At 73.5% G+C, this 16,387-nt stretch carries 13 protein-coding genes and 1 riboswitch; of the genes, 8 read left to right on the top strand and 5 right to left on the bottom strand.

The genetic code is table 11. The features are described 5' to 3' along the window. Positions 1-6: 6 nt before the first annotated feature. Positions 7-810 (top strand): class I SAM-dependent methyltransferase, encoded by an 804-nt coding sequence (locus Pka01_RS22030; RefSeq protein WP_203884723.1) that lies wholly within the window; start codon positions 7-9, stop codon positions 808-810. 66 nt (positions 811-876) lie between these two features. Here the strand turns inward: Pka01_RS22030 and Pka01_RS22025 are convergent, their stop codons facing one another. Further along, positions 877-1,608: a hypothetical protein gene (locus Pka01_RS22025; RefSeq protein ID WP_203884722.1), complete on the bottom strand. Its 732-nt coding sequence runs from the start codon at positions 1,606-1,608 to the stop codon at positions 877-879. Between the two features lie 159 nt (positions 1,609-1,767). Between Pka01_RS22025 and Pka01_RS22020 the strand changes: the two genes are divergently transcribed. The 5 genes from Pka01_RS22020 to cobM are packed head-to-tail and all read left to right on the top strand — an operon-like array spanning position 1,768 to position 6,836. Continuing rightward, a complete protein-coding gene (locus tag Pka01_RS22020) occupies positions 1,768-3,732 on the top strand; it encodes a sensor histidine kinase (RefSeq protein ID WP_203884721.1) in 1,965 nt (654 codons plus the stop codon). Beyond that, positions 3,729-4,406, top strand: a complete 678-nt coding sequence (locus Pka01_RS22015; RefSeq protein ID WP_203884720.1) for a response regulator — start codon at positions 3,729-3,731, stop codon at positions 4,404-4,406. The genes Pka01_RS22020 and Pka01_RS22015 overlap by 4 nt, the downstream gene beginning before the upstream one ends. A 56-nt stretch (positions 4,407-4,462) precedes the next feature. Then, a complete protein-coding gene (locus Pka01_RS22010) occupies positions 4,463-4,858 on the top strand; it encodes a pyridoxamine 5'-phosphate oxidase family protein (RefSeq protein ID WP_203884719.1) in 396 nt (131 codons plus the stop codon). Further along, positions 4,855-6,096, top strand: coding sequence for a precorrin-6y C5,15-methyltransferase (decarboxylating) subunit CbiE (gene cbiE, locus Pka01_RS22005; RefSeq protein WP_203884718.1), 1,242 nt, complete (start codon positions 4,855-4,857; stop codon positions 6,094-6,096). Before Pka01_RS22010 ends, cbiE begins: the two co-directional genes overlap by 4 nt. After that, positions 6,093-6,836, top strand: a complete 744-nt coding sequence (gene cobM / locus Pka01_RS22000; protein WP_203884717.1) for a precorrin-4 C(11)-methyltransferase — start codon at positions 6,093-6,095, stop codon at positions 6,834-6,836. Before cbiE ends, cobM begins: the two co-directional genes overlap by 4 nt. A gap of 8 nt (positions 6,837-6,844) precedes the next feature. Here cobM and Pka01_RS21995 read toward each other — a convergent pair whose 3' ends face one another. Continuing rightward, positions 6,845-7,927 carry a cobalt-precorrin-5B (C(1))-methyltransferase gene (locus Pka01_RS21995; RefSeq protein WP_203884716.1) on the bottom strand — a complete coding sequence of 361 codons (1,083 nt, stop codon included), beginning with the start codon at positions 7,925-7,927 and terminating at the stop codon, positions 6,845-6,847. A 41-nt stretch (positions 7,928-7,968) separates the two neighbouring features. Between Pka01_RS21995 and Pka01_RS21990 the strand changes: the two genes are divergently transcribed. Further along, positions 7,969-8,727 carry a cobalt-precorrin-6A reductase gene (locus tag Pka01_RS21990; protein ID WP_203884715.1) on the top strand — a complete coding sequence of 253 codons (759 nt, stop codon included), beginning with the start codon at positions 7,969-7,971 and terminating at the stop codon, positions 8,725-8,727. On the opposite strand, the gene Pka01_RS21985 is transcribed toward Pka01_RS21990, so the two are convergent. The 3 genes from Pka01_RS21985 to cobG are packed head-to-tail and all read right to left on the bottom strand — an operon-like array spanning position 8,715 to position 12,282. Further along, on the bottom strand, positions 8,715-10,214 hold the full coding sequence (locus Pka01_RS21985; RefSeq protein ID WP_203884714.1) for a precorrin-2 C(20)-methyltransferase: 1,500 nt from the start codon (positions 10,212-10,214) through the stop codon (positions 8,715-8,717). The genes Pka01_RS21990 and Pka01_RS21985 overlap by 13 nt on opposite strands. 5 nt (positions 10,215-10,219) lie before the next feature. Then, positions 10,220-10,840 (bottom strand): precorrin-8X methylmutase, encoded by a 621-nt coding sequence (locus tag Pka01_RS21980; RefSeq protein ID WP_203884713.1) that lies wholly within the window; start codon positions 10,838-10,840, stop codon positions 10,220-10,222. Then, a complete protein-coding gene (gene cobG, locus Pka01_RS21975; protein WP_203884712.1) occupies positions 10,837-12,282 on the bottom strand; it encodes a precorrin-3B synthase in 1,446 nt (481 codons plus the stop codon). Before cobG ends, Pka01_RS21980 begins: the two co-directional genes overlap by 4 nt. Before the next feature lie 21 nt (positions 12,283-12,303). Then, positions 12,304-12,498: riboswitch (cobalamin riboswitch) on the top strand. 153 nt (positions 12,499-12,651) lie between these two features. On the opposite strand from cobG, the gene cobN reads away from it, so the two are divergent. Then, a complete protein-coding gene (gene cobN / locus Pka01_RS21970) occupies positions 12,652-16,380 on the top strand; it encodes a cobaltochelatase subunit CobN (protein ID WP_239115200.1) in 3,729 nt (1,242 codons plus the stop codon). The last annotated feature ends 7 nt before the right edge of the window (positions 16,381-16,387 follow it).

Below are 16,387 nucleotides of genomic sequence, written 5' to 3'. Positions count from 1 at the left end.
CGAAACATGGCCGCAGACCGGGAAAGGCTCCGCCGTACGTTCACCGAGGACGCCGAGCTGTACGACCGGGCGCGGCCCGGATATCCCGCCGGGCTCTTCGACGAGATCCCCCGGGGAAGCCGCGTGCTGGAGATCGGCTGCGGCACCGGGCAGGCGACCATCCCGCTCGCCGAGCGCGGATGCCGGATCGTCGCGATCGAGCTGGGCGAGGAGTTGGCCCGGCTCGCCCGCCGCAAGCTCGCCGGCTTCCCCGACGTCGAGATCGTCAACGCGGCGTTCGAGGAGTGGCCGTTGCCGCCCGAGCCGTTCGACGTCGTCCTCGCGGCGACGAGCTTCCACTGGATAGACCCGGCCGTCCGCGTCGCCAAGGCCGCGGACGCGCTGCGCCCCGGCGGCACCCTCGCCGTCATCTCGACGCACCACATCAGCGGCGGGACGGAACCCTTCTTCGCCGAGGTCCAGCGGTGCTACGAGAGGTTCGACCCGGACACGCCGCCGGGCCTGACGCTGCAGCCGGCCGTCGCGTTGCCGTCCGACAGCGCCGAGATCGACGCCTCAGGCAGGTTCGGCGTCTCACGGTTCCGCCGCTTCGAATGGGAACGGGGCTACACCACGGCCGAATACCTCGACGTGTTGTCCACCTACTCCAACCACCGGGCGCTGCCCGCCGACGCCAGAGCCGGGTTGCTCGGCTGCATCGCCGCCCTCATCGACGGCCGGTACGGCGGGCGGATCGTCAAGCGCTACCTCACCCTGCTGCGCCTTTCCGACACCCGCCTCTCCGACACCCGCCTCCCGGACGGACGCTGACGCGCGGCGGGCCGCCGACCCGCCGCGCGTCAGCGCTCACCTCTTGAGTCAGGCTCACTCCTCGGGTCAGGACGACCGCCGTCCGGGCGGCAGGTCGAACTCGTCGTCGCGCATCCGCAGAAGGGCGACGCCCGCCCCGGCCATGCCGATCGCACCCACCACCAGTCCCGCGGCGCTGCCGACCTGACCCGGGATGAACGGGTGGGTGGGGCCGGCGATCATGAGCGCGACGCCCGCCCAGGCGGGCGCGACCCGGCTGCGCCAGAGCGCGGCCCCCACCAGCGCCAGGCCCACGGTGAGCCCGAGGATCCACAACCCCGAGGCGGCGGAGACGACCGGGTTCGCCCACAGCCCCTGGTCGAGCGCGGTCGCCGCGCCCTGGTCGATGCCACCCTGCAGCGTGACCAGCGCGATGAGGTGGTCGTTGGGCAGCAGAGCCGAGGCGAGGAACCCCAGGATCGACAGCAGGGCGCCCGCCGTCGCGAGCCGGGGGGCGCCGCGGCGGGCGACCCACGCCACCGTGCACGTGGCCGGGATGAGCGTGACGGTGAAGACGGCTCCCACCCACTGCAGCGCGCCCACCGTGCCCTGGGCGGAGCCGACCATGTCCAGCGTGCTCGCGAAGTCGCCGCCGGCGGGGCCAGGCATCAGCAGCTGGTAGACCGCCTGGGCGAACAGCGGCAGCGGAGTGATCACCGCGAGCAGGATCCGCCAGAACGCGCGGACGTCTCGCAGTGGCCTGCCGGCCGCCGTAGCCGCCGCGCGGCTCGCCGTCTCGGTACGGGACTCGTTTTCCATGGATCCTCCGATGCCTGTGATGTCTCCTCCCGCCGAGAGTGGGCCGCCGGAGCCCCCGCGTTCCTGGGCGCGCCCTCCCATCCGTTCCCAGGCCTCCTGCGGCGGGATAGGAGTCCGCCCCTATGGCTCCAGGGGTCGCCGGACCCGATGATGGGTCGCATGTCAGCCTCCCGAGCCGCTCCGATCGCCACGTTCACCGTCACGGCCGTGGCGATCGCGGCCGCGTGGGCGTCGTGGCTCGCCGGCGGCTACGACCTGCGCGACGCGGCCGAGACGTACCTGCTGACGAACTCGGCGATGGCCGTGACGTTCACCGCGTTCGGCGCGCTCGTGCTGACCCACCGGCCGCGGCACCGCATCGGATCGTTGTTCGTCGCATTCGGCGCCTTCTACGCGGCGAGCGTGGTCTGCCTGGGCCTGCAGTCGGGCGTGATCGCACTGACGCCGGGGTGGGAACGGCTGATCGACGTGATCGGCATCACCGTGTGGATCCCGGCCCCCGCGGTCTGCCTGCCGCTGATCCTGCAGCTGTTCCCCGACGGGACGGCGCTGTCGCCGCGGTGGCGCCCGCTGGCCGCGGTCACCCTGGCTCTGGTCGTGCTCACGCCGGCTCTGACACTGCAGCCGGGGGCCATCGACAAGGAGCCCATCGCCGACCGCAGCCCGTTGCTGCCGGAGGCGGCCGGACGCGTCGTGGGGGCGATCGTCCCGGTGGCCGTCGTCCTCGTGGGGCTCGTGCTGCTGGCCAGCGTCGCCGCGTTGTGGTTGCGGGTCAGGCGCTCGATCGGCGACCAGCGGCTCCAGCTCATGTGGCTGCTCTGGGCGGTCGCGGTCTTCGTCGTCCTCAACGTCCAGCGCCTCGTGACTACCGACGGGCCGATCCTGTTCCTGCTGACCCTGCCGCTGATCCCGGCCGCCGCGACGATCGCGATCATCCGGCACCGGCTGTACGACATCCGGCTGGTGGTCAACCGGTCCATCGTCTACGGCGTGCTCACGGTGGGCGTGATCGGCGCCTACCTGGGCATCGTCGCAGTGCTCGGCGCTCTGGCCCGCGACCGGCTCGAGGCCAGCCCGCTGGTGGCGACCGGTGTGGTCGCGCTGGTCTTCGCGCCCGCCCGCGCCGCCGTCCAGTCCGGCGTGGACCGGCTCATGTACGGCCGGCGCCACGACCCGGCCGCGGCGGCGGCCAGCGTGGGCGTGCGGCTCGGCGCCGGACTGGAGGGTGTGCTCCGGGCGGTCTGCGAGGCGTTGCGCCTGCCGTACGCCGCGGTCAGCGCCGACGGCAGGCTCGTCGCCACGTTCGGCACCGCACCCGAGGGGCGGCACACCGTGCCTCTGGAGGTGGCGGACGGCACGCCCGCCGACCTGCTGGTGGGACTGCGCTCCGGCGAATCACGGCTGTCCGCGGCCGACAGCCGCGCGCTCGATCTGCTCGCCGCGCCCGTCGGAGTCGCGCTCCAGGCGGTCCTGCTGTCCGAGCAGTTGCGCGAGTCGCGTGCCCGCATCGTCGCCGCCAGGGAGGAGGAGCGCCGTCGGCTGCGCCGTGACCTGCACGACGGCCTCGGCAGCGCGCTGACCGCCGTCACGCTGAAGGCGGACGCGGCCCACAACCTCCAGACCGTCGATCCGGCGCGGTCCGGGCAGTTGCTGCTCGACCTGCGGGCCGACCTGACCGGCGCCATCGCCGACATCCGGCGTCTCGTCTACGACCTGCGGCCGCCGGACCTCGACGAACTCGGCCTGCTCGGCGCCCTGCGGCAACGGGCGGAGCAGGCCTGGCGCCGCGACGACGGCCGCTTCGTCGTCACCCTCGACTCCCCCGCCGACCTGCCGTCGCTGCCCGCGGCCGTGGAGGTCGCCGCCTACCGCATCGCCACGGAGGCGGTCACCAACGCCCTGCGGCACGGCAGCGCCGGCTCGTGCGTCATCACGCTGCGGGCCGACCACTCCCTGCATCTGGAGGTCCGCGACGACGGCGCCGGCGGCGTGACCGCGTGGCAGCATGGAGTCGGCCTCCGTTCCATGCACGAACGCGCCGCCGAACTCGGCGGCTCCCTCAGCGCGGGGCCGACCGACCGCGGCGGCCGCGTCCACGCCCTCCTGCCCCTGGAGCCGAGATGAGCACCGACCTGAGCACCGGGGCCGCCATCCGTGTGGTCGTGGTCGACGACCATCCGATGATGCGCGAGGGCATGCGCGCCCTTGTCGCCTCCCTGCCCGACATCGAGGTCGTCGGCGAGGCGGGAGACGGCGAGGCCGCCTGCCGGGAGGTCCAGCTCACCCGTCCCGACGTCGTCGTGATGGATCTGCACATGCCCGGGGTCAGCGGCGTCGAGGCGACCCGGTCGATCCTGCGCGTCGCGCCCGCCACCCGGGTGCTCGTCCTGACGATGTTCGAAGACGACGAGTCGGTCTTCGCCGCGATGCGCGCGGGCGCGTCGGGCTATCTCGTCAAGGGCGCGGAGCAGGAGGAGATCGTCCGGTCCATCCGCTCCGTCGCGGCAGGTCAGGCCGTCTTCGGGCCGACGGTGGCCCGCCGGATCATCGACTTCTTCGCCGGCGGCGGCCGGAACGCGACTCCCGCGGAGCCGTTCCCCGAGCTGACCGGCAGGGAGCGCGAGGTCCTCGACCTCATCGCCGCCGGACACTCCAACGCGGTCATCGCCCGGCGTCTCGTCATCAGCCCCAAGACGGTCAGCAACCACATCTCCGCGATCTTCGCCAAACTCCAGGTCGCCGACCGCGCCGAGGCGATCGTGCGCGCCCGCCAGGCCGGTCTCGGCCACCGGCCCTGACGGGGCCGGCGGATCCCGGCCACTACGATGGCCGAAACGGGACGAAAGGGTACGGCGTGAATCTGGTCGAGCGTGGTGCGGAGTTCGCCGGGTTCTGGCGGGAGCGGCACCTGTGCACGCTCACCACCGTCCGGCGTGACGGCACGCCCCACGTGGTGCCGGTCGGCGTGACCCTCGACCTGGAATCGGCGACGGCCCGCGTCATCACCTCGGGCGCCTCGCACAAGGCGCGCCGCGTCGCCGCCGCCGGTCCCGAGGGCACACCGGTCGCGGTCTGCCAGGTCGACGGACGCCGGTGGTCGACCCTCGAAGGCATGGCCGTCCTCCGTGCCGAGCCCGAGCAGGTCGCCGACGCCGAGCGCCGCTATGCCGAGCGGTACAAACAGCCGCGGCCCAACCCGGCCCGAGTCGTGCTGGAGATCCGGGTGACCCGAGTGCTGGGAAACGTGTGATCACGGTCGTCGGGATCGGCGCCGACGGGTGGGCCGGTCTTTCCCCCTCTTCGCGTGCGGCCGTCCAGGCGGCCGAGGTGCTGGTCGGCGGCTCCAGGCAGCTCGATCTGATCCCTGAGGTGCCCGGCGTCACCGCCGAGCGGATCATCTGGCCGTCCCCCCTCCTGCCCGCCCTGCCGAGGCTGATGGAGGCGCACGCCGCCAGGGCCGTCTGCGTCCTCGCGAGCGGTGACCCGATGTTCTTCGGCATCGGCTCGACGCTGGTGCGCCTGCTCGGTCCCGAGCGGCTGCGCGTGCTGCCCCACCTGTCGTCGCTCTCCCTGGCCTGCGCGAGGCTGGGCTGGCCCGTCGAGCAGGTCGAGGTCGTGAGCCTCGTCGGCCGACCGCTCGCCGCCGTGAGCGCGGCCGTCTCGCCCGGGCGGCGCGTCCTCGTGCTCAGCGCGGACGGCGACGGCCCCGCACAGGTGGCCGCGCTCCTGACCGCGCGAGGCTACGGCGCGAGCGGCATGACGGTCCTGGCCGATCTGGGCTCGGCGGCCGAGTCGCGGCAGGACGGCGTCGCGTCCCGGTGGCCGCACTCCGACTCCCCGGCGCTCAACGTGATCGGTGTCGAATGCGCGGCCGACCCGGGCACCCGGCCGTCAGCCCTGGTTCCCGGCCTGCCCGACGAGGCGTACGAGCACGACGGGCAGCTCACCAAGCGCGAGGTGCGGGCGGTCAGCCTCTCCAGGCTCGCTCCCCTTCCCGGCGAACTGTTGTGGGACGTCGGCGCGGGCGCGGGAAGCATCGCGATCGAATGGATGCGGACCCACCCGTCCTGTACGGCTGTCGCCGTCGAGGGCAGGCCCGACCGCGGCGAACGGATCCGCCGCAACGCGGAGACGCTGGGCGTGCCCGGGCTGCGCGTGGTGGACGGGTATGCCCCGGCTGCGCTGGCGGGCCTGCCCTCGCCCGACGCGGTGTTCGTCGGCGGCGGCGTCACCGTGCCCGGAGTCGTCGAGGCGTGCTGGGCGGCGCTACGGCCCGGCGGTCGGCTCGTCGCGAACGCGGTCACCCTGGAGTCCGAGGCCGTCGTCGGGCAGTGGTACGGCAGGCTCGGCGGCGACCTGGTGCGCCTCTCGGTGCAGCGGGCCTCTCCGGTCGGCGGCTTCACCGGATGGCGGGCGATGATGCCGGTGACCGTCTGGTCCGCGGTCAAATCCGTGCCCGAATCCCTGGTCGAAGGAGATTCCCCATGACGGTGCACTTCGTCGGCGCGGGCCCGGGAGCGGCCGACCTCATCACGTTACGCGGGCTGCGCGTGCTGGAGTCGTCGCCCGTCTGCCTCTACGCGGGGTCGCTGGTCCCCCGTGAGCTGCTCGACTCCTGCCCCGGGGACGCCCGGCTCGTCGACACGGCCGACCTGACGCTCGACGAGATCATCGCCGAGATGACCGCCGCGCACGAGGCGGGGCTGGACGTGGCGCGCCTGCACTCGGGCGACCCTTCGGTGTTCAGCGCCGTGGCCGAGCAGATGCGCCGGCTCGACCTGCTGGACATCCCCTACGACGTGGTGCCTGGAGTGCCCGCCTTCGCCGCGGCGGCCGCCTCGCTGGGCCGCGAGCTCACCGTCCCCGGCGTTGGCCAGACGGTCATCCTCACGCGAACGTCCGCGCGGGCGACGCCGATGCCGGAGGGCGAGGACCTCGGGACGTTGTCGGCGAGCACCGCGACCATGGTGCTGCACCTGGCCGTCCAGCGCGTCGAGGAGGTCGTCGCGGAGCTCCTGCCCTCGTACGGCGCGGGCTGTCCCGTCGCCGTCGTGGCCCGGGCGAGCCGCGACGACGAGGTGATCCTCCGGGGCACGCTCGCGGACATCACCGACCAGGTACGGCAGGCAGGGATCAGGCGCACGGCGGTCATCGTGGTGGGGCGGGTGCTGGCGGCGTCGGAGTTCCCCGACAGCCACCTCTACTCGCCCGGCCGCCGCCGGTCGTGACGGTAGCGTCAGGAGCGGCCGCCCGCCCGTCCCACGATCACGCCGGCCCGGTCGATGACCACGATGTCGACCTCGACCGGAGCCTCCCGCAGCACCTCGACCGCCGTGGCCCGTGCCCCCTCGGCGACCAGGTCGCCCAGCGGCAGCCCGGCCTCCTGGCACAGCCGCAGCGCGTGCAGCGCGGTGTTGGCCTCGCGGACGCTCTCCACGAGCCCGGCCGCGCCTCCCGCGTCGAGCACGAGCCTCGCGAGCAGGTCGGGGTTGACCTGGGAGCGGCCCGAGTGCAGGTCGAGGTGGCCGTCGGCCAGTTTGGAGAGCTTGCCGACGCCGCCCGCGATCGTGAGCCGCGGCACGGGGTGGCGGCGCAGGTACTTCAGCAGTGCTCCCGCGAAGTCGCCCATGTCGAGCAGCGCGTCGTCCGGCAGGCCGTACAGCCCGGCCGCGACGCGCTCCGAGGTGCTGCCGGTGCATCCGGCCACGTGGACGTGCCCGGCGGCCCTGGCGACGTCGACCCCGCGTCTGATGGAGTCGATCCAGGCCGAGCACGAGTAGGGCACGACCACTCCGGTCGTCCCGAGGATCGACAGCCCGCCGAGGATGCCGAGCCTCGGGTTCCACGTGTGGCGGGCCAGCTCCTCGCCGTTCTCCACCGAGATCTCGACCACGAGGTCGCCGCCGCCGCCGTGCGCCGCCGCGACCTCTGCGACGTGCTCACGCATCATGCGGCGCGGCACCGGGTTGATGGCCGGCTCGCCCACGTCGAGCGGCAGGCCGGGCTTGGTGACCGTGCCGACGCCCGGTCCGGCGACGAAGGTGACGCCGCTTCCCGGAGGGCCGGGCCGTACGGACGACGAGATCAGCGCGCCGTGCGTCACGTCGGGGTCGTCGCCCGCGTCCTTCACGATCGAGGCCGTGGCGAAGCCGTCGCCGAGCGTCTCGCGCGCGAGCGCGAAGGCGGGCGTGCGGTCCTTGGGCAGCGTGATCGTCACCGGGTCGGGGAACTCGCCGGTGAGCAGCGCCGTATAGGCCGCGGTGGTGGCGGCGGTCGCGCAGGCGCCGGTGGTCCAGCCGTGACGCAGCGGGGCGCTCATCGGACGGATCGCATGGTCGGCAGGACGGAAGGGGACACGGCATGCGGGTGCTGATCCTGGGCGGGACCGCAGAGGCGCGGGCGCTGGCCGCCGTGCTCGACCCCCGGCCGGACGTCCACGTGGTGTCGTCGCTCGCCGGTCGGGTGAGCAATCCGCGCCTGCCGGTCGGCGAGGTGCACGAGGGCGGCTTCGGCGGGCCCGACGGCCTCGCGGCCTGGATCCACGGCAACGCGATCGACGCCCTCGTCGACGCGACCCACCCGTTCGCCGCGCGGATGAGCGCGTCGGCGGCCGAGGTGGCGCGGCGCACCGGCGTTCCCCTGCTCGTGTTGCGCCGCCCAGGCTGGACGGAGGAGCCCGGCGACTCCTGGCATCGCGTCGCCTCCCTGAACGCGGCGGCGGACCTGCTGCCCTCGCTCGGCCGGAGGGTGTTCCTCACGACGGGACGCAGGAGCCTGCCTGTCTTCGCGGCGCTCGACGGCCTGTGGTTCCTCGCGCGTTCCGTGGACCCGCCGGAACCCCCGATCCCCGGCAATGTGCGGATCCTGCTCGCCCGCGGCCCGTACACCGTGGAGGGCGAGCGCGCCCTCATCGAGGACCACCGGCTCGACGTGCTGGTGACCAAGGACAGCGGAGGCTCGATGACCACCGCGAAGCTCGTCGCCGCCAGGGAGCTCGGTCTGCCCGTGGTCATGGTGGACCGGCCGGCGCCGCCCGGCGGCGTACGGCTCGTGACCACGCCCGACGCGGTCGTCGAATGGCTCGGCGGCCTGGCGGCGGACCGGCGTCACGACGGGTAGCGGCGCGGTGTGTAGACCACGGGGCCGCCCTCACGTTCGACCACCCGCGTCGTCGAGGATCCGACGAGCAGCAGGCACCGCATGTCGACGGCCGACGGGTCCAGCTCGCCCAGCGTGGTGATCGTGATGCTCTCCTCCGGCCCGCCGACGTCACGTCCGACGACCACGGGCGTCCCCGGGTCGCGGTGCTCGAGCAGCAGGTCCCGCGCGGCTCCCACCTGCCAGGCGCGGTTGCGCGAGGCCGGGTTGTAGACGGCGAGCACCATGTCGGACTTCGCCGCCGCCGTGATGCGGTCGGCGACGACCTCCCACGGCTTGAGGATGTCCGACAGCGACAACACGCAGTAGTCGTGGCCGAGCGGCGCCCCCGCCCTGCTGGCCACCGCCTGCGCCGCGGTGAGCCCCGGCACGATCCGCACGGGCACCCCGGCGTACCTCTCCTCGCCGGCCTGCTCCAGCACCGCGCTGGCCATGGCGAAGACCCCGGGGTCGCCCGAGGACACCACCGCCACCCGCGCGCCGCCGAGCGCCATCTCCAGCGCGTGCCTGGCCCGCTCGGCCTCCACCCGGTTGTCGGTGCGGTGACGGCGCTGCCGGGGGTTCTGCGGCACCCTGTCGACGTAGGGGCCGTATCCGACGAGGTCGGTCGCGTCCGCGAGGGCCTCCTGCGCCTCCGGGGTGAGCCACGGACGCCCCGCGGGTCCGAGCCCGATGACGGTGACCTGCCCGGACTGTTCCTGCCGCCCGGCGTGCTCGGGCACGAAGGTCCGCTCGGCCGGACTCGGGATGAGCGCGAGCGAGAAGTAGGGGACCTCGGAGGGGTCCACGTCCTTCAGCGGGGCGACCCGCTGGCCCTTCGTCGTGGCCCGCTCGACGTACCACGCCTCGTCGAGCCGCCCGGCCTCCGCGAGCGCGTCACGGACCTTCTCGAACGTACGGCCCAGCTTGAGCACCGCCGCCGAGTCCGTGTTGCGCAGCTTGTCCGCCAGCACGTCGGCGGGGAGCGTCCCCGGCAGAACGGTCAGGATCTCGTCCCGTTCCACCAGCGGACGGCCGAGCACCGCCGACGCCCCGCTGACGGAGGTGACACCGGGCACCACCTCGGTCGGGTAACGGTGCGCGAGCCGCTTGTGCATGTGCATGTACGACCCGTAGAAGAGCGGATCCCCCTCGCACAGCACGACGACGGTCCTGCCCGCGTCGAGGTGCACGGCCAGCCTCTGCGCGCAGACGGCGTAGAAGTCGTCGAGCGCGCCCTGGTAGCCGCCCGGGTGGTCGGTGGTCTCGGTGGTCAGGGGGTATTGCAGGAGCTCCTCGACCTGGCCGTCCCGCATGTACGACAGGGCGATCGAGCGGGCGATGCTCCGCCCGTGACGGGCGCTGTGGTAGGCGATCACGTCGGCCTCGCCGATCAGGCGGGCCGCCTTCACCGTCACCAATTCGGGGTCTCCCGGACCGAGCCCGACGCCGTAGAGCCGACCTGTCATCGCGTTCACTCCTGCTCGCTCGCGATGGCGTTGACCGCCGCCGCCACCATCGCGCTGCCGCCCCTGCGGCCGTGGACCACCAGAAACTCCAGATCGCTGTCCGCCAGCGCCTGCTTGGACTCCGCCGCTCCGATGAAGCCCACCGGGATGCCCAGCACGGCGGCCGGCCGCGGCGCCCCCTCGGCGATCAGCTCCAGGAGACGGAACAGCGCCGTCGGCGCGTTGCCGATCGCGACGACCGCGCCGCCGAGCCGGTCGCCCCACAACTCCAGCGCCGCGGCGCTGCGGGTGGTGCCGAGTCGCTCGGCGAGCTCGGGAACGCGCGGGTCGCCGAGCGTGCACACCACGTCGTTGTCCGCCGGGAGCCGCCGCCGCGTCACGCCGGAGGCGACCATCGCCGCGTCGCACAGAATCGGCGCACCGCCGCGCAGCGCCGCCCGCGCGGACGCCACGACGGCCGGCGACCAGCCGAGGTCGTCGACCAGGTCCGTCATGCCGCAGGCGTGCACCATGCGCACGGCCACCTGGGCCACATCCGGCGGCATCCCGGTGAGGTCGGTCTCTGCGCGTATCGTGGCGAACGACCGGCGGTAGATCTCGGCGCCGTCGCGTACGTAGTCGGTCACTTTTCCCCTCTGGCTGCGGGCACGCTCGACACGGCCTCACTGGATGCGGCTGGGTCTTCGCCGGCCGTGGTCGAGCCGGCCGTGGTCGAGCCGGCCGTACTGAACGCGGCAACGGCGGCGGCCACCTCGTCGGGGCCCGAGCACGTGCGGCGGTCGCCGTCGAGCTCGACCCGGTATCCCGTGCCGGTCGCCACGACCTCGACCACCCGTCCGCGTGGCCGTCCGCAGCGGCGCTCGCAACCGGCCCAGTGCACGGGCACCCCTCGTGCGTGCACGGCCTCGTCCGCCTCCAGCGCCGCGTCCGCCTGGACGTCGGCGAGCGACTTGGCGCAGCCGGGCGTCCCGGTGCAGGCGCTCACGCCGGCCCAGGGGGACGACGGGTCGGCGACCAGACCGGCCCGGGTGAGAATCGGGGTCCAATGGCCCGCCTCGGCGCGGGTCAGATCCGGGACGACGACCGTCCGCCACGGCGTCAGCCGTACCGATGGAGCCTCGCCCCCCGCCGCGTCGGCGAGAAGAAGCGCCTGGGCGGCGGACAACCTGCCGAGCGGCACCACGACCTCCAGCGCGACGCGTCCGTCCGTCTGCTCAACGAGCCTCGGTCTCCGCACACCCGCTGTCGTCCGTACGGGGACGGGCGCGGAGCTGTCCGCAGTGGCCGAGTCGAGGTGCAGACGGGTGGCCACTCGGGCGGGGCCGTCCTCGAGATCGGAGACACGCCACGCGGTGCCGCCCTGGGCGGCCCTCTCGTCCAGGAACGCCTCCGCGGCGGCCACCATGACGCCGACCGGACCAGCCGCGTAACCGGCCGCGCCACCAGCCACCGGACCGGCCGCGTTACCAGCCACCGGACCGGCCGCGTCACCGGTCGCCGGGACTGTTCCGGCCTCCACACCTGCGAGCAGCACCGTCCATGCCGCACGCGACCGGGCCGTACGCGACCGGGCACTACGCGACCGGGCGAGGAGCGCGACGTCGGCGCCGAGTTCGTCGACGTCGCCGGTGCCGTCGTCCAGAGCGAACAGGAAGCGCCCGGACAGCTCCGCGAGGCGAGGGCGGGCGCACAGGGCCCGGTCCAGCTCCGCGACCAGCGGACGCACGTCGAGCAGGGTCGAGCCGGACCGGCCGGAGAACGGTGAGGCGATGATGTTGCGCACACGTTCGTGCGTCTCGGACGGCAGGAGCCCGGCGGCGGCCATGCGCTCAGCGAAGGCCGGCGCGGAGTCGAGCCCGCGCACCTGGACGTTCGCCCGCGAGGTCAGCTCGATGACGCCCGAGCCCAGCTCGGCCGCGCAGGCGGCCAGCTCGCGCAGTTGGGCGGCCGAAACGGCACCGCCGGGCACGCGGACCCGGGCGAGACCGCCGTCGGCGGCGGTATGGACCTGCAGCGCACCCGGGCATGCGTCGAGGTGCGCACGTCCGGAAAAGTCGCCAATCGCCACGAACAGGATGTTAACGCCAGTTATTGCATTCCATCCGGCTGCCGTAGTCTCATCGGAGACGACGGCACAGGGAGGAAGCCGGTGCGAAGCCGGCGCGGTCCCGCCACTGTGACCAGGGAGCGACCCCCATCGCGGGCCACGGTCCGGCTTCGGACGGGAAGGCCGGGGTGAGCGTCGATCTGGGAGCCAGGAGACTCCTGCCGTCGCGACACCCACGACCGGGGCGAGGACCCCGAGGGAGGAACCTCCGTGCGCCCTGAGCCGTCCAGCTCCAGCTCGATGCCGACCAACTCCACGCCGTCGAACTCCACGCCGTCGAACTCCACGCCGTCGAACTCCGTGCCGTCCGGCACCACGCCGTCGACTTCCGTGCCGACCGTCCTGTTGTTGTCGACGTCCGACACCGACCTGCTCAGCGCCCGGGCGAGTGGGGCGTCCTACCGCCTCGGCAACCCGGCCAGGCTGGTCGCCGACGACCTGCCCGAGCTGGTCGAAGGCACCGATCTCGTCGTCGTCCGGCTGCTCGGGGGGCGCAGGGCCTGGGAAGAGGGCATCGACGCCCTGCTGGCCGGGCCGCGACCGGTGGTCGTCCTCGGCGGCGAGCAGGCGCCCGACGCCGAGTTGATGGAGCTGTCCACGGTCAGCGCGGGGACCTGCGCCGAGGCCCATGCCTACCTGGCCCACGGCGGGCCCGCCAACCTCGCCGAACTGCACGCCTTCCTCTCGGACACGGTCCTGCTCACCGGCCGCGGCTTCGCGCCGCCCGCCGCCACGCCGACCTGGGGTCCGCTGGTACGCACGCCGCGCCGTACGGAAGGTCCCGTCATCGGCGTGCTCTACTACCGCGCGCATCACATGGCCGGCAACACCGGCTTCGTCGAGACGCTCTGCCAGGCCGTCGAGGACGCGGGCGGCCAGGCGCTGCCCGTCTTCTGCTCCTCGCTCCGCACGGCCGAGCCCGACCTGTTCGAGACCCTCCGCACCGCCGACGCGCTGGTGGTCACGGTGCTCGCCGCCGGCGGATCGCGGCCGGCCACCGCCTCGGCGGGCGGCGACGACGAGGCCTGGGACGTCGGCGCGCTCGCCGACCTGGACGTGCCGATCCTGCAGGGACTCTGCCTGACCACCAGCAGGCAGGCATGGGACGAGAACGACGACGGGCTCTCCCCGCTCGACGCGGCCTCCCAGGTGGCCATCCCCGAGTTCGACGGCCGGATCATCACGGTCCCGTTCTCGTTCAAGGAGGTCGACGCCGACGGGCTCACCGTCTACGTCGCCGACCCCGAGCGCGCCGCACGCGTCGCCGGCATCGCCGTACGGCACGGCCTGCTCAGGCACGTACCGCCGGCGGAGCGCAGGCTCGTGGTCATGCTCTCGGCCTATCCGACGAAGCACTCGCGCGTCGGCAACGCGGTGGGCCTGGACACCCCGGCGAGCACGGTCAAACTGCTGGCCAGGCTCGGCGAGGCGGGCTACGACCTGGGCGAGGGACTGCCCGGCGTGGCCGACCAGGACGGCGACGCGCTGATCCACGCCCTCATCGCCGCGGGCGGCCAGGACCAGGACTGGCTGACCGAGGAGCAACTCGCTGGCAACCCCGTGCGCATCTCGGCGGCGTCCTACCGCGAGTGGTACGACACGCTGCCTGACGACCTCCGCGAGGGGATGGAGCGCCACTGGGGGCCGCCGCCGGGCGAGCTGTTCGTCGACAGGTCCCGCGACCCTGACGGAGAGATCGTGCTGGCCGCGCTGCGGGCGGGCAACCTGGTGGTGATGGTGCAGCCGCCGCGTGGCTTCGGCGAGAACCCGATCGCCATCTACCACGACCCCGACCTGCCGCCGAGCCACCACTACCTGGCGGCGTACCGCTGGCTGGCCGCGGACTTCGGCGCCCACGCGATGGTGCACGTCGGCAAGCACGGCAACCTGGAGTGGCTGCCCGGCAAGTCGGCCGGCATGTCCGCGGCGTGCGGCCCCGACGCGGCGCTCGGCGACCTGCCGCTGGTCTACCCGTTCCTCGTGAACGACCCCGGTGAGGGCACGCAGGCCAAACGCCGTACGCACGCCGTGCTGGTGGACCACATGGTGCCGCCGATGGCCCGCGCGGAGACGTACGGCGACATCGCGCGACTCGAACAGCTCCTGGACGAGCACGCCTCGATCGCCGCGATGGACCCGGCCAAGCTTCCGGCGATCCGGGCACAGATCTGGACGCTGATCCAGGCGGCGAGGCTCGACCACGACCTGGGGCTGGAGGACCGTCCGCACGACACCGAGTTCGACGACTTCCTGCTGCACGTCGACGGCTGGCTCTGTGAGGTCAAGGACGCGCAGATCCGCGATGGTCTCCACGTCCTCGGTGAGGCGCCGGTCGGGAAGGTCCGCGTCGACCTGGTTCTGGCGATGTTGCGCGCCCGGCAGATGTGGGCGGGCAGGCAGACCCTGCCCGGCCTGCGCGAGGCGCTCGGCCTGGCCGAGGACGGCAGCGAGGGACTGGCGAACGTCGACCGGGCCGAGACGCTGGCCCGGGCCCTGGTCGAGGGGATGGAGGAGCGCGGCTGGGAACCGGCCGCTGTCCGCGACGTCACCGCGGCGGTCCTCGCCGGAACGGCCGGGTCGCCCCATGGCAGCGAGGCCCCTGACAGCACCGCCCCCGACCGCACGGCCCCTGACAGCCCCGCCCCCGACCGCACGGCCCCTGACAGCCCCGCCCTCGACAGCGGGGCTTCCGGTGCCCGCCGGGAGCTCGTCGAACAGGTTCTGACGTTCGCCGCCACCGAGGTGGTGCCGCGGCTTGCGCGCACCACCGACGAGCTCGACCACGTCCTCCACGCCCTGAACGGCGGCTACGTCCCGGCGGGCCCGAGCGGCTCCCCGCTCCGTGGACTGATCAACGTGCTGCCGACCGGCAGGAACTTCTACTCGGTCGACCCCCGGGCCGTGCCCAGCAGGCTGGCCTGGGAGACCGGCCAGGCGATGGCCGAGTCGCTGCTCGAGCGCTACCGCGCGGACACGGGCGACTGGCCGCGCTCGGTCGGCCTGTCCGTCTGGGGGACCAGCGCGATGCGGACCGCCGGAGACGACGTCGCCGAGGTGCTCGCGCTGCTCGGAGTCCGCCCCGAATGGGACGAGGCCTCGCGCCGGGTGACCCGGCTCGAACCGATCCCGCTCGAGGAACTCGGCCGTCCCCGCATCGACGTCACCGTCCGGATCAGCGGCTTCTTCCGCGACGCGTTCCCGCACGTGGTCGCGATGCTCGACGACGCCGTGCGGATGGTCGCCGCGCTCGAGGAGGCCGACGAGGACAACTACGTCCGCGCTCATGTCACCGCCGACCAGGCGGCGCACGGCGACTCCCGCAGAGCCACTATGCGGATCTTCGGGTCCCGCCCGGGGGCGTACGGCGCCGGGCTGCTGCCTCTCATCGAGAGCGGCAACTGGCGTGACGACGCCGACCTCGCCGAGGTGTACGCCGTCTGGGGCGGCTTCGCCTACGGCCGCGACCTCGACGGCGTCCCCGCGCGGACCGACATGGAGAGCGCCTACCGGCGGATCGCCGTGGCCGCCAAGAACGTCGACACCCGCGAGCACGACATCGCGGACTCCGACGACTACTTCCAGTACCACGGCGGCATGGTCGCCACGGTCCGCGCCCTCACCGGTACGGCTCCCGCCGCCTACGTCGGCGACAGCACCCGCCCGGACGCGGTCCGCACGCGGACCCTGTCCGAGGAGACCTCGCGCGTCTTCCGCGCCAGGGTCGTCAACCCCAACTGGCTGGCCGCGATGCGCAGGCACGGGTACAAGGGCGCGTTCGAACTGGCCGCGACCGTCGACTACCTGTTCGGCTACGACGCCACGACCGGCGTGATCGCCGACTGGATGTACGACAAGCTGACCGAGTCGTACGTGCTCGACCCGGAGAACCAGGCGTTCATGGCCAAGTCGAACCCGTGGGCGCTGCACGGGATCGCCGAGCGCCTGCTCGAGGCGGCCGAGCGCGGCATGTGGGAGCACCCGGATCCGGAGATCCTGCGCGGCCTCCAGGAGGTCTACCTCAAGACGGAGGGAGACCTGGAGGACGGCGGCTCGGCCTGACCCCAGG

The sequence above is a fragment of the Planotetraspora kaengkrachanensis genome, assembly GCF_016862895.1.
In the GTDB taxonomy this organism is placed as follows: Bacteria; Actinomycetota; Actinomycetes; order Streptosporangiales; family Streptosporangiaceae; genus Planotetraspora; species Planotetraspora kaengkrachanensis.
This window is presented reverse-complemented; position numbering and strand designations above follow the sequence as displayed.

Excerpts from the sequence above, each read along its gene's own strand:
- Pka01_RS22030 (WP_203884723.1), top strand. The coding sequence starts at position 7 with ATGGCCGCAGACCGGGAAAGGCTCCGCCGTACGTTCACCGAGGACGCC.
- Pka01_RS22025 (WP_203884722.1), bottom strand. The coding sequence starts at position 1,608 with ATGGAAAACGAGTCCCGTACCGAGACGGCGAGCCGCGCGGCGGCTACG.
- Pka01_RS22020 (WP_203884721.1), top strand. The coding sequence starts at position 1,768 with ATGTCAGCCTCCCGAGCCGCTCCGATCGCCACGTTCACCGTCACGGCC.
- Pka01_RS22015 (WP_203884720.1), top strand. The coding sequence starts at position 3,729 with ATGAGCACCGACCTGAGCACCGGGGCCGCCATCCGTGTGGTCGTGGTC.
- cobM (WP_203884717.1), top strand. The coding sequence starts at position 6,093 with ATGACGGTGCACTTCGTCGGCGCGGGCCCGGGAGCGGCCGACCTCATC.
- Pka01_RS21995 (WP_203884716.1), bottom strand. The coding sequence starts at position 7,927 with ATGAGCGCCCCGCTGCGTCACGGCTGGACCACCGGCGCCTGCGCGACC.
- Pka01_RS21990 (WP_203884715.1), top strand. The coding sequence starts at position 7,969 with ATGCGGGTGCTGATCCTGGGCGGGACCGCAGAGGCGCGGGCGCTGGCC.
- Pka01_RS21985 (WP_203884714.1), bottom strand. The coding sequence starts at position 10,214 with ATGACAGGTCGGCTCTACGGCGTCGGGCTCGGTCCGGGAGACCCCGAA.